Source organism: Monoglobus pectinilyticus, assembly GCF_002874775.1.
GTDB classification, from domain to species: Bacteria; Bacillota; Clostridia; order Monoglobales; family Monoglobaceae; genus Monoglobus; species Monoglobus pectinilyticus.
Map to the genome: position 1 here is coordinate 1481502 of NZ_CP020991.1, position 14874 is coordinate 1496375.

Sequence of the window (14874 nt, forward strand, 5' to 3'; positions counted from 1 at the left end):
CAATGTGATTAAATAGCGTTTTGTGTTAGGAAGTGATTTTATGAAATATTTTATCAAAGTAATGTCCCTTACTTTTGTTTTACTGTTTTGTTTTATTTGTTCAATGCCAAAAATAACGGCGGAAGAAACCGGAGCTATTAATATTGAACATGCTTTTATTAATGATTATTATCCGGTTGTTGGGGAGAGAATTTATGTAAAAGTTTATACAAGTGACATTTTTGATATTCCGGCCAACGATACTGAGGAGAGTTTCTCATATCAGTGGTATAAAAATGATGTGAATTCAAATAATGGCGGCGTACCATTGGCTGGCGCTGAAGAAAAATATTATATTCCGCTGAGTGAGGATGCAGGAAGCTATCTATATTGTAAGGTGACGGGTAATGGTAAATATACCGGAGAAATCATCACCGGACCGACATGTAGCGCTGTGGAAAAAACAGCGGAAATAGGCGGAGCATATATAGTCGAAAATAGAAACAGTATTCCAAAGCTCGGACAAGAGATAATAGGTTGTTTGTTTAGATATGGCTCTGTTGTTTTTGATGATTATTTATATCCTGCCAAAACACCGGTTGATACTGCTATATATGGCGATGAAGTTGCAGAATATCAATGGTACAGAACAAAGGAAGAGAACAACACAGGCGGAGAGCCAATTGTTGGCGCTAATTCATATAAGTTTACTCCAACGTCAGAAGACTATGGTTTTCATTTGTATTTTACTGCATCGGGAAAAGGCGGGTATTTTGGAAGCGTAACTTCAAATGTAACATCGTATCCTATTTCTATTGTTGATGGCGGAGGAGGAAGCGGAGATGGATATTTTCCGTTATCATTAAGTATTGAAGGCGCCGCAGTAAATCACGCTGTTTTGACAACTGATAAATACAGCTGGGTTAAATATCAATGGTATAGAAATGATTTTGCTGAAAACAGCGGAGGAACGCCTATACCGGGTGCTACATTTTATAAGTATACTGTAACGGCTGAAGACGTGGGCAAATATTTATATGTTGCAGTAAAAAAGACAGAGGATGACAAAACCGAATCCGTTGTCTCTCCTGTGACTGATATGATATCAAATACATCGGTTGAATTGTTAAATGTTATAATCGAAAAAGGTGATAAATCAAATCCTAAACGTCATATAAAACTGACTTCTGAATCATCTATGCCCAAAAATGCGACAGCAACAGTGCAGTGGTACAGAAATGATGTTATGAGCAATTCAGGAGGCGAGCCTATATTGGGGGCAAGTTATTCATCTTATACTCCGACCTTGTATGATGTTGGGAAATATCTATATTGTGTCTATACGCCAGTATTTCCATTTACCGGTAAGCCTGTGTATTCTGAGGTTACAGCCGCAGTAGAAAATACAGCAACAGTGTTTTTTGATTCTAATGGCGCTGATAGTGGAATAGGTTGTGAGGATATAGAAATTGGAGGGACAATAGAAAATATAGATACATTTGTTCTTGAAAGAGAAGGATATGAATTTATAGGATGGGGAACGGCACCTGATAAAAATGTATCTGATTTTGACAAAAATACTATTGTTGAAAATGACATTACACTATATGCTTTATGGAATAAAATAATATGCAGTCCTGAACCGACTTCTGATGTTAATCCATCTCCGGGCAAAGTCCCCAATATAATATTGAGATATACTGATAATGGAGATTTAGTAACTAAAAATTTTGTGACAAACAGAGAAATTGAGATTTTGCTGGAGCAGAATAAGAATCTTTATTCGCTTTACGTTGTAAGTTATGATAAGAATGGCATGTTAAAAAACTGCAAATATTTGGATGAGTGTGATTCTGAATGTTCATTATTATATATTGCAGATGATGATTCTTATACGCTGAAAGTATTTTTGTGGGAAGATATGAAATCTGTGTTGGATTGTATTGTTCTGAGCAGATTTGAATAAGCGACATATTTTTTGATAAACTAGAGAAACTGCGCCTAAAAAGCTGAATGCTTTTGAAGGTGCAGTTTTTTATATAAGTGTGATAATAATTCACCTGTCGAAATAACTAAAAAAATAAACTTTATTTGGTTATTATACATCTTTACGAAATATGGAATGAGGGATATAATATAAATATGTTAACAGGAAATATATTTCTGTGTTTATAAGGAGGCAATATTTATGAAAAAGTTCATATTTTTATCGCTTTTTGCAACAACTATAATTTCTATATTTTCTTCAGTTTCATATGCGTATAATGTAATACCGCTTGATATTAATTTCCCGGAAAAACGGGTTATCAAGGTGCTGCATGATGATGCAGAAAGTCCTTCTCCAACACCGACTCAGGGATGTACATATCTTCCTATATACGGAAAATACGGAGTTTTAAGTTATGAAATAAGAGACGGAATAGTGAAAATATTGTCGTGTGATGAATCTGCTGCTGGTGAGATTGATATACCTAATGAAATAGAGGGATATCCGGTAACTGAGCTAGCAGATTGGTTATTTAGTTATTTTAAAGAAATAAGCGGAATAAGAATTCCGGCTAATGTATCGGATATAGATAAAAACGTCTTTTTTGACTGTAATGGTTTAAATAAAATTGAAGTTGATGAATTGAATAGATGTTTTAGTTCTGATAATGGTGTGTTGTTTAATAAGGCAAAAACGAAGTTGATTCAGTATCCTGTCGGAAAAACTGATGTTGAATATACTGTGCCAGAGGGAGTAACAACCATAGGAGATTATTCGTTTTTTTCCTGTGTGAATTTAAATAATATAAAAATGCCAAGAGAATTAAAGACTATTGAAAAAGGCGCTTTTAAAGAATGTACGGATTTAGATAATGTTGAGATACCAAAAGGAGCGACATATATAGGGGGACAAGCTTTTCATGGTTGTGGTGGCTTAAATCAAATAGTAATTTCTGAAACGGTTACAAATATTGATATGGACGCTTTTAACGGCTGTGACAATTTAACCATATATGGAATTGCAAATTCATATGCAGAGAAATATGCAAATGAAAATGGTATTAATTTTAGTGCTTTAGAAGAATTTATTGTAGAAAATGGAGTTTTGATAGAATATAATGGTTCAGGCGGTGATATAGTTATACCCGGTGATATGAGAATAACATCAATCGGAAAATACGTATTTTGTAATAATCAAAGTATTACATCTGTAAAAATCCCGGACGGAATTGAACTTATAGGAGATGGAGCTTTTATGGAATGTACTAATTTAAAAAGTGTGTCTTTTCCTACAAATTATTTTCGTATTGCTCCATATGCGTTTGGAGGGGCGGGATTTATAACTCTTAAATATCCCAAAAATTGTAGCGGAGGAAATTGGGCTTTTTACTGTTGTGAAAATCTTAAAGAAATAATTGTTGAAGAGGGAGTGACATCCTTATCAACAGGTTTGTTCGATGGTTGCAGTTCCTTAAAAACGGTAACCTTGCCAAGCACTTGCACGTTTATTTTACCAGCGTTTAAAAATTGCGATAACTTAACGGAAATAATTTTATCTGATGGAATACCTAAAGTGTTGAACGGTATTTTTTACAAATGTTCGGCAATTAAAAAAATATATATTCCGGACAGTGCAACTGAAATTGAGTCGGGGGCATTTACTGACTGTGAATCACTGGAAGCGATAGTGGTTCCAAATAGTGTAACTCAGATAGAAGAAAATGTAATAACAAATTGTGATAAGGCTGTAATATATTCTGAGCCGGATGCTTATGCAAGAAAATATGCGGAGGCAAATAATATTCCTTGGGCTGATATAAAGACCTTAAACGGAGGGTGGAATTGGGAAACATCAATAGAGAAAGGTGAAGATAAAGAAAATACGTATATATGTACCGCAAAAAATGTGAGTACCGGAAAGAAAACGGGGGAGTTTATATTGGCATATTATGATGAATTTGGAAATATGCTTGGAAGTGAGATTAAGGATTTGAATAGGAATTCAGGAGAAAAGGAAACAATATGTATAACAATACCAATTGGTGATATGTCAAAAGTAAAAACGATAAAAGCATTTGTATGGGATAGTCTTGCAAATATGAATGCGGTATCACAATATGCAGAGTGTATTATAAATAATTAGAAAATAAATAAAATGATTTCTTCCCAATCAAGAGCCTGATATTTTCAGGCTCTTGTTATTTTTAATTAGAATAAATTGGTCATACTCTATAGATTTTATAGGTTGGCATATATACTAAAAATATACATATGTTATTTATATAATAATCCAATCTAATATAATAAACTTCAATATATTTTATGTCATTTCTTTAAAATTTCAGTAATCAATTTAAGAGGATTTATGCTTAACCTATTTTAGTGAATCACGGGCTGATAAAGCGGCTCCAATTATTCCCGCGTCGTTCCCTAGGACCGCTATACCTATCTCTGTTTGCCGAATGTTTTTGCAGAAGTAATTTTTCTCACAGTATTCTTTTATTGGATTTAATAAATAGCCGCCTTCTTTGCTTATTCCTCCGCCAATTAAAAGAAGTTCAGGCTCAAATATATTTACAAGACTGCATATCCCGTCAGCCACATATTCTATATATTGTTTTACTACAGTTTGTGCGCTAATGTCTCCGGCTTTTGCCGCGTCAAAAGCAGTTTTGCCGTTTATTTCTCCTGTTTCTTTATATGACTTTGCCATCAGCGAATCCTGATTAAGCATTATGGAGCGGGAAGTTTGGCGTATTAGGGCGGTTACTGAACCGTAAGCTTCCCAACAGCCTTTTCTTCCGCATGTGCATTTTTCTCCGTTAAACACCAAAGTCGAGTGTCCGACTTCGGCTCCGGCTCCGTTAAATCCACGATAAATCTTTCCGTCAATAATTATTCCTCCGCCAATTCCTGTGCCAAGTGTTATAAAGATAAAGTCTTTAACTTTTTTGCCGCACATAGCATACTCGCCATAGGCTGCGGCGTTAGCGTCGTTTTCTAAATTTATGGGAATATTATAATACTTATTAAGTTCATCACATATAGCAGCGTTAGTCCAATTCAAGTTTCCGGCGTATAAAACTACTCCGTTTTTATTGTCTATAGCTCCCGGACTGCCGATTCCAATCGCTTTTATTTCGTCTTCAGTTATGCTTGAGATGCTCAATAAGTTTGAACATAATTCTGCCATATCTCCAATTATTTCGTCAAATGGACGCCCGGGCAGAGTTGGGCAAGATAATTTCTTTAAAATTTCGCCATTTTTGTTTACTATACCGGCCGCGATATTTGTCCCGCCTAAGTCAATTCCAAGATACATTTCTACCTCCATACTGAATAAATCCAGTTAGTTAAAGAATGTATACAGTATAACTTAATTTCAATAAGTTGTAAAGTTTGATGATAAAATTTATAGCAGGCTTTCAAGGTCCAGTTTTTCAAAAAATGGAAGATGTTTTATAAGCAGGTTAAATAAAACAAACTCGCCTATAAAGTCTTCTTTGTCTTTTATCTCGGCATAATGCATACATTGCTGTAATGATATTTCTATTTCCTCAAGTTCTGCTGAATCAATAGTCATACCAACCCAGGTCTGCACTTCATCCCATGATTGTTTTATTTTATTTAATTCATCAGTTATTTTATCATAGTCGTCATTGTGATATGCTTCTATAATAGTGTCATAAGATGAATCTACTGTTTTATCAAGAGTGTTTACCTTTTGAAAATGGAAAAAAATCAGACTTGCCGCCAAAACTACTATCACTGAAGAAATTATTACCCTATTCATTTGAATCCCTGCCCTTTTTTACGACAACAGCGTTGCCGCTTTTATCAGCTCCCATATAAAAAACTTGGGAAATCTTTTTAAGACCGTTTTCGTGAAGTTTATCCATAACCCATTTCCGGCTGATTTTCAAACGCTCTAAATTATTTTTAATCAAAGTGCCGTTATCAATTAAAATATAACTTATTTCGGTTTGTGCGGCCTTTATTCCCATATCGGACGGCGTTACCGGTCTGTTCTCTGTGTTTAATATAACGCTTACGTTTCCGTTTGTCTCCATGATAACATATTCTACATCATCTAAGGACGTTGCTCCGCTGTTTCTGATCTCCTCTAAAAGGTCGCTCATATTAAACCTTTGGCTCTCCATTTCGTTTTGGTTTATTCTTCCGTCGCTGAAGAATGTGCTTGGTTTTCCATAAAGCAATGTTCTGAAACCAATATGTTTATAAGCAATAAATGAGAGTATGATTTCAAGAAATAATAAAATAGCTATGGCTAATGCTGCTGTGGCAAACGGTTTACCGGGGTCCACTATAGGGTCTGTAGCAATTTCGGAAATTATAATTGTTACCACGAGTTCAGACGGCTCAAGTTCGGCAATTTGACGTTTTCCCATCACTCGAAGACATAATACGACAAATACATACATTATGGCGGTTCTAAGTACGGTTACCAGCATACTAATCAATCCATTTCATTTTATTTTTTAAATATTATTGACAAGTTTAAAAAAATTAAAAGTATTATTTGTATTTATTTTAAAAATGTTCTATATAAATATTTTTACTTAGATTGTAAGAGGCTAAAAAGATAGTTATATAATTTGAGAATATAGCAGGCCAGCTGTAGTATTTTAAAATTCAGATTTTATATAATGGAAGCTCGTTTATATAAACGGTGGAATTTTTATTGAAATAAATCGTAATAATTATCATACATTCCAAATCTTATTGCATATGTAATAAATTACATATTTTTAAGTGTTGAAAAGCAAATAAATTTTATATTGTTTAATAGAAAATATAAATTAAATTTTTATTTAATTTTAATTAGTAAAAACATAATAGATTAAATGTTTATAATAATGTTTTTATGTATTTACATATTAAAGTTATAAAGTTAAAAAATTAATTAAAATCCAACTATAAATAAAATACTAGTATAATGTGGCAATTTTGGCCCTATAAAAATTGTAGTGAATTGGCCCTGTTAATTTTGACTAAAAAATATTATTATAAAGTATACATGATAGAAAAAATAATAAAAGTATATATTTTCAGGAGGGGAAAAACATGTTAAAAAGGTTAGGAGCATTTGTACTTTCAATAGTTATGACGCTCGGAACAGTTTCTGCTGCTGCAGCAACTATTAACAGTACGGACGTAGCCGCAGAGAGCAGCGCGGCGTCCGAAAATGGATTTAATCCGGAAACAGTAATGTGGACTGATAATCCTATCGAAAATGTTTTGGCAGAGCAAGGAATCTACCAAAATGCTGCGGAAATTAATCCGAATGCGGAGAAAAAAGAGATTGATGTAATAAATCCGTATGCAAAGTCAGGAAATCTTCAGAGCTGGGCGTATTCTGAATTTCTGTGGACCAATTTTTATCCAATAGGAAACGGCAGAATGGCCGGAATGGTTGCCGGAGGTATTGATAAGGAAGTTATTCAGATTAATGAGGATACATGCTGGGATGGTTCTCCTTACGGAACTCTTAAAGATGAAAGCGGCAATACTTTGACTACAATTGATCAGACGTCTAAGGCGGCTAAAATAACAACTGAAAATCAGACAAGCGGAAGTGTTGATGGAAACTGGAGATATTTCAGAGGTGCTGATGAAAATGGAAATCCGGCGGAAATAGGCGCGAAAGATGTTACAGTTGGTGACGAAGCGTTTAGAACTAGCTTTCCGGATTTTGCAAACAAGAGTATATCGTATCAGGCTTTAAATGTCAGCAATGGATTTAACCAGAAAGAGTCTCAAGGCAGATGGGATTTGCACGAGATGGTTGAGCAGACTTTCTTGGGGAAACCAACAAGACAGAGGGCGTACAAATCATTTGTAGAAGTTTATCTTGATTTTGGTCAGGATCATTCTAAGGCTACAAATTATACAAAGAGTTTGGATATGGAAAAGGGAATGGTTACTGTTGAATACGATTATGACGGAAACCATTATAAGCGCGAAAATTTTTCAAGTTATCCTGATCAGGTTGTAGCTACACATGTTGAGTCTGACGCGGAATTGAATTTCTCGGCCCAGCTTCATTCATATCATAATCAGAGTGGATATTATGAGTATTCAAAAGTAAGTGATAATGAGGTAAAATTAGTTGCAAGCGTATATAATGGAAGTAAAGATAATAATGATCCTGCAACTGTAAACGCTATTAAGTTTGAAGCACATATGTTCTTGGTTGGTGACGGACAGTTCTCAGTATCGGATGACAATACTACTGTGTCAGTTGTCGGCGGAAAGAGCGCTGATATCTATGTGGTAGGAGCTACGAATTATGTTGATTATTTAAATCTTGATAATTCGAAACCTGCGGCTGACTGCTTAAAGTATGCTAATAATGTTAAGAGCAAGACTTACAGCCAAATAAAGGAAAGACATTTGGCGGATTTTTCAGAGCAATTTTCAAAAACTGATTTGACATTAGAAAACAGTTCCACTGATAAGAATGCTTTTAGTAATATACCTACAGAGAAGCGTATCCGTAAGGATGTAGACGGAAAATCAGGTTTCTTGAAAAACGGCGGAAACAGTATACCTAATGCAAATACCTTACATGTATATTCTACATATAACGATGGGGATAATCAGCTTGCAGCTCTTGAATTTAATTACGGAAAGTATTTGTTGATAGCTGGTGCTCGTGAAGGCAGACAGGCGACAGGTGAAGGTGAAATAGATATACCTGGAAGCCAGCCGCTCAACCTTACCGGTAAGTGGAATGCCGCACTTTCGGCTTCCTGGAACGGAAAGTATACAGTTAATATCAATACTGAGATGAACTATTGGGCAGCTCAGCCCCTTGGCCTCCAAGGTACAGAAAAAACTTTGATAGATACTTTTGACGAACTTGCTCAAAGCGGAAGTATAACTGCAAAATATCAATATGGTATAAATAATGAAAGAGGCGACGACCAATACCAGCCCGGGGATCCTTGGGTAATGCACCATAACTATGACCTATGGAGGGGTACGCAGCCCATTGATAACGCTACGGCAGGTCTATGGCCTACAGGCGGAATATGGCTTCTTGACCATGCTTGGCAGTATTATAATTTCAATAAAGATACTGAGTATTTGGCAGAAGTATATCCTTATTTGGTAGGTGCGGCTAAGTTCTTTACACAGTTCCTGGTTGTTGATCCAAAGACGGGATATTTAATTACTGCGGCTTCATGTTCTCCTGAGCAGGGCGGAGTTCAGCCGGGACCGGCAATGGATACACAGCTTATCAGAAACCTTTATGATACTGTTCAGAAGGCTTCCGAAATTTTAGGCAAAACTGAGGAAAATGCAGCGCTTCTTGCTAAAATTGATGAGCAGATGCCGTCATCATACTTAGCTGATGAAAAAGGCAAACTCGCACCGAACCTTATTGACGGTTCAGGTCTTATTAAAGAATGGGTTCGCGGAGACGTAACATTTGACTTTACTGAGGTGGAGGCAGGAAAAGGTAAATTTAACGTTACAAGTCCGTTTACCGGTGAAACAAAAGGTATTAATAAACATGACGCCAGCAATAAAGCGGGTCATAGACATTGTTCGCATCTGTGGGAATTGTTCCCCGGAACACATTTGAGCGCTTACAGTGAGGACGCAAATGAGCAGAAAATATTTAAGGCGTTCCAAAAGGCAACATCAGCTCGTGGCGCAGGCAGCGGTCAAGGTTGGGGACTTGCTTGGAGAATAAGTTTGAATGCGAGAGCTCTTAATGGCGAGGCTGCTTCAAATATGCTTGAGCAAATGTTTAGAACTAGAACATCACCTAACTTATTTGACCAGCATCCAAATTTCCAGATAGACGGAAACTATGGAGCAACTGCAGGTATTATAGAAATGCTGGTGCAGAGTCATGACGGGGCTATAGATTTGCTTCCGGCAATTCCTAAAAAATGGGGCAGCGGTTCTTTCACTGGCTTTAATACACGTGAAGACGCTACTGTTGATTTGAGCTGGGACGAAGGAAAGCCGACAGAAGCAAAAATTCACTCAAGAAGAACCGGTGATATAAGTATACGTACAAAATATGCTTCTAAAGCTAAAGTGTATGATGAAAATGGTACAGAAATTGCACAAACGCTTAATGAGGATGGAAGTCTATTGACATTTGCGGCTGAGAATGGAAAGACTTATACAATTAATAATTTTGGCTTAGATATTGAGACATACTATGCGAAGGATGCTAAAGATTTCTTTGCAAGTGATTCAACTGCCAGCGATAAAATTCCAAAGCTTGCTAATGATAATACAGAAGTTGGTTGGTTGTATAGGCGTAACGGAGTAAAAGTTGGTTATGCAGTAGATGGTTTTAACTTTGACGGACTTTCTAAATTAGTGTTGAAGATGGCTAAGGTAAGAGATGAGAACATCTATGTGTCAGTTACGCTGGATTCTAAAGATGGAAAAGAAATTGCTAATCAGCTTTTGCCAAAAAGTAGCGAACCGTCTGAAACTGAACTTGAATTAAAGAATATTGATGATATAAATGGAGTACATAAAATATACTTATCTTATTATCAGAACCCGTTTAATTCTGAAAGTACGGACGCATATATAGGAAATGCAAGTGATTTGGTGGCAACATATGGCGAAAATATAAATCCTAATGATCCGACATCATCACCGAAGCCAACAGCTGAGCCGACAGCTCCTCCTACAGCAGCACCGGCTAAGTATGATTATGAGATTACTAATGCATATTTCAACGAAGACGGAAAGCTCAGTGTTGATATCAATTATATTGGAGAAAGCACAGCTCCAAAGGCTAAATTGCTTGTAGGTTCATATATTGATGAGAATACAATGACAGATTCAGGCGTATTTGATGTTGACGGAGCAGGAAATCTGACAGTAGATTATACAAAACCTGAAAATGGAACGGTTAAATTATACATTTGGGACGGTACTGATACAATGGTACCTCTCAGTGCAGTAAAGGAAGCCGGGGAAGCTCCGGCTCCTGCAACTGCAACCCCTGAACCGACAAAGGAACCAGGCCCGACAATGGCTCCGGGAACATTTATTGGATGGGACTTTAATAACGTTGCTGCATCAACAAAATATAATGCAGGCGATGTTATAGAAAATGAGAATGGTAATAATATTGAAATTATCTTTGGTTCTGAGGCAGCAGGCGGTTTGCAGCCTGAAATTGCCGAGAGGACAGCTGGCGATAATTATATTAAGTTTACAGACGGCGGTGCTGGTCAGGATGGCTGGAGATATATAGCTGACAGTCCTATGGACGGATGTATGTTTACAGCTTCTTTAGACTTTATGAACAGTACCGCTGACAAAGATACAATATTGATGAGAGTGTTTGATGAAAATAATGCAAATACTGAAAATACTTACACTACAGCAACTGACGGTCGTGTGTTTGAAATTAAGACAGGTGATAATGGTATTTTAAAAATATCTGATTACTTCTCTAAAGGCGCAACGGATACTAAGCCCCAGGATACAGAAATTTCTGGAATTACACTCAGCGCTAACACATGGTATGGCTTGAAACTTGAATATATCAAAGGAGAAAATAAGGTTAAGGTATATTTGAAGACAGGAGATTCTGATTATAGTCTCAAGGGGACTTATACTTTAGGAAGCGGCACTAAAAAAGTAAGTACTGTACCTGAACTGGCTCCGACAACGGTTTCGACTTCTACGCGCGGAAGTCAGACAGGAGCATATACTTTAGGTATTGATAACATTCAAATTGGTGTGTCTGAAGCTCCGCTTGTACCTACAGAGACGCCGGGACCGGCAACGGCAACACCAGGACCTACATCGGATCCGGATAAGACAATAACTGTTGATTCAAGCCAGGAAACAAATGCTGACGCAAAGATTTATAAGACAGTTAATGAAGCGGTCGCTGCCGTTGAAGCAAATCCGCCTGCAAACGAAGAAAATCGTGCGTATATTAACATTATGCCGGGAACTTATCGTGAACAGGTAGTTGTGAAATCGCCTTATATTACAATGAAGAAAGCTCCGGGAACAAATGGAGAAGTCAAACTTACATGGTATTATGGTTTGGGTTCACTATATGACAGCTGTAATGAAAAAGGTTACTATGATCCAAGTGTTATAGGCGACGGTAAAGCATATGGACCTAAAGATTGGGGTCCATCGCTTAAAGTAGATAAGGGCGCAACTGCATTTATTGCTGAAGATTTAGTTTTAGAAAACTCTTATAATAGATACTATACACAGGAAGAATTGACTGACATAGCAGGTGTTGATCCTGATCCGAACAATGGTAACTTCCACAGAGTAGAATGGATAAATGAACAAATTAGTAATGGTGCAAGCGATGATACAATAAACAAATTTTTGCAGTCTAGAAAAGAAATAACTTATAAAGGCGTAACCGGAAGCCCAAGAGAGCGTAGTGCGGCTATTCATGTTTCCGCTGATAAGGTTCAGTTCTTAAACTGTGAAGTTATGTCTACACAGGACACGATAGGAATTAATTCGGGCAGAATGTATTTTAAGAATTGTAAGCTCGGGGGAACTACAGATTATATTTGCGGCAGTGCTACAGCAGTATTCGATAATTGTGAACTTTATACAAATGCTGGTCCAAGTCAAGCTGAATCTGCAACTGTAACAGCACCAAGCAGCACTGTAGATACAGAGGGATATCTGTTTTTTAATTGCCATATTACCGGTTCAAAAACTTCCACATCCGGGAGTTTCGGGAGACCATGGGGAGCAAATGGCGGTCCGGCAGCACATTACATCAATACAATTATTGACAATGCCGGTTCTGGCGGCGGAAAGCTTATCGGATCAGCTGGTTGGAGTGCGATGAGTGGTAATAAGCCGGAGAATGCTAGATTTGGTGAGTATAATAGCATTGATAGCTCAGGAAATAAAATCGATACTTCAGGAAGAACGAAAGGTACGGTTCTTAATGAGTGGACAATGCTGAGATATAATCCCCTTACCTTTACTTTAGGTAATGATGGTTGGGATCCGGCAGGACTTATCAGCACTTATGCAGACGTAAATAATGTTTTGAATACTACAACGATTGATACAAGCGATAGCACAACAAACGAAATTGCGCTTCCTCAGGCTCCAAGCGGGTATGAGTTTAAGTGGGAAAGTGTCAGCGAATTTGCAAAAGTAAGTTCTGACGGCACAAAAGTGACGCTTATACGCCCTGCATTTGGCGAACAGCCAATTGACGCCGCTATTAAACTTTATGTAAGGGAGAGTGGAAACAAAGAAATTGGCGCTGAAAAATCCATTAAATTTAGTATTCTGCCGACAAGCGATACTGAAAATGTGTTTAATGTAAGCGGCACAGTTACCCTTTCAAAAGTAAGCGATGCAGAACAGACAATAAATATTATATTTAAAAATGGAGAAGCGGTTATAAAAACTGTAGATGTAATTATACCGGCAGGACAGACTTCACAGAGTTATACAGCTGAAAATTTACCGGTTGGTTCTTATACAGCATATTTCTCTTCTTTAAATACTGAGTATAGTATAGTTCAGGATCCACAGTCAGTTACAGGTGCAAAGGGAGACGCTGTGACAGTTGATATTACTGCTAAAAAAATGGCGTCTTTGAAGGTTTCAAGTCCTGATTTTGCAGATGCGGGATATGAGCCAAAAATAACTTCTGCCACAGGATTCAGCGCTGGAAAATATACAGTTACCGGAAATGAGACTGCTAATCTTGGAGAGGCTGGGAATGTAGTATATAAGGTAACAAAAGACAGCGATAAAAAGGTAGCAGCTAAGACAGGTGTAAGTTTTGATATTGCTTCAATGCTGAACGGCGGAACACTAAAGAATACAAAGACAATTAAGTTCAGTTATGACTTCTTGCTAGAAAGTACTGATTACTATCCGAGTGATTATTCATACTTTGATCTTGCCACAAGCACAAGCAATGCGGGGGCGGATGTAAAGGATTCTACGAGATTTGTACGCTGGGGAGTATATAAGGGCTGGGGACAGTTTAATTTCTTCGGCGCTACGACAGCAAGAATCAACGGAGACAATACTCAGTTTGACAAGAATAATAAGATGGCTAATAAGTGGTACAGAATAGTTGGAGATATAGACCTTGAAAATAAGACGGTAACAACAACGCTGTATGACAGGGATTGGAAAACAGGAGACGCAGGAACATATATGTTAAACTCAAAGGCGTTTACGATTTCTGCACCTGATGAGACGGGAGCAAACCCAAACTATCCTACGTCTTATGATTTGTCAAAACTCTATTTCAATATTTATATGGATAAAAGAGCTGATACAACAAATAAGATTGAATATTACTTCGATAATATTGAAATAGAATACCAAGATTATGAATAATAAAAAATTATAATAATCTGTTATTTTGAGAGACTGCTTGCAGTCTCTCTATTTTAATTTATATTTATAAATAATTTGATGACTAAAACATTTTTAGTTGTAGGTGATTAGTTATTTATAAATAAAAATTTATAATTTTGAAGCTTAATAATATTATTAAAAAATGACATTTTATATTTTTATTTTAGAATATTATAAGATATAGATACAAGTCACAAATATTTTTTGTTATATACATCTTTTATAGTTTAGCGTATAGCAGATTTTTAAAAAAATATGTGAGAATATTGAAATATAAAAATATATATTTACGTGGTATAAAAAGCAAATCAATAAACTTGATATAATTTAAAGATTTTAATTGTATTTAGAAATTTTTGCACGAACTAATAAGTTAAACAACAATGAAATAAGAGATAAGTTTTGTGATAATTGCTAAAGTACAAGTAAATGTTTATATAAATTTTTTGTTATTTTATTTATTGAATTATACTATAATGTCCATCGGTTATATCATATTTTATTATATAAATG

General features: G+C 36.3%; 6 protein-coding genes. 3 read left to right on the forward strand and 3 right to left on the reverse strand.

All coding sequences use genetic code 11. The annotated features are described in order from the left end of the window. Nucleotides 1–40: 40 nt before the first annotated feature. Together B9O19_RS06540 and B9O19_RS06545 are read left to right on the forward strand one after the other, a co-directional pair. Nucleotides 41–1945: an InlB B-repeat-containing protein gene (locus B9O19_RS06540; protein ID WP_102365660.1), complete on the forward strand. Its 1905-nt coding sequence runs from the start codon at nt 41–43 to the stop codon at nt 1943–1945. Between the two features lie 222 nt (nt 1946–2167). Further along, nucleotides 2168–4108: a leucine-rich repeat domain-containing protein gene (locus B9O19_RS06545; RefSeq protein ID WP_102365661.1), complete on the forward strand. Its 1941-nt coding sequence runs from the start codon at nt 2168–2170 to the stop codon at nt 4106–4108. Between the two features lie 231 nt (nt 4109–4339). Here the strand turns inward: B9O19_RS06545 and B9O19_RS06550 are convergent, their stop codons facing one another. The 3 genes from B9O19_RS06550 to B9O19_RS06560 all read right to left on the reverse strand — a co-directional run bounded on the left by B9O19_RS06550 (nt 4340) and on the right by B9O19_RS06560 (nt 6437). Further along, a complete protein-coding gene (locus B9O19_RS06550; RefSeq protein WP_102365662.1) occupies nt 4340–5287 on the reverse strand; it encodes an ROK family protein in 948 nt (315 codons plus the stop codon). Between the two features lie 90 nt (nt 5288–5377). Then, the gene (locus tag B9O19_RS06555; RefSeq protein ID WP_102365663.1) at nt 5378–5758 is read right to left on the reverse strand and encodes a DUF4363 family protein; all 381 of its coding nucleotides are present in this window, start codon (nt 5756–5758) and stop codon (nt 5378–5380) included. Then, nucleotides 5751–6437, reverse strand: a complete 687-nt coding sequence (locus B9O19_RS06560; protein ID WP_102365664.1) for a DUF421 domain-containing protein — start codon at nt 6435–6437, stop codon at nt 5751–5753. Before B9O19_RS06560 ends, B9O19_RS06555 begins: the two co-directional genes overlap by 8 nt. Nucleotides 6438–7050: 613 nt before the next feature. Here B9O19_RS06560 and B9O19_RS06565 point away from each other — a divergent pair. Continuing rightward, a complete protein-coding gene (locus B9O19_RS06565; protein WP_102365665.1) occupies nt 7051–14340 on the forward strand; it encodes a pectinesterase family protein in 7290 nt (2429 codons plus the stop codon). Nucleotides 14341–14874: the final 534 nt, after the last annotated feature.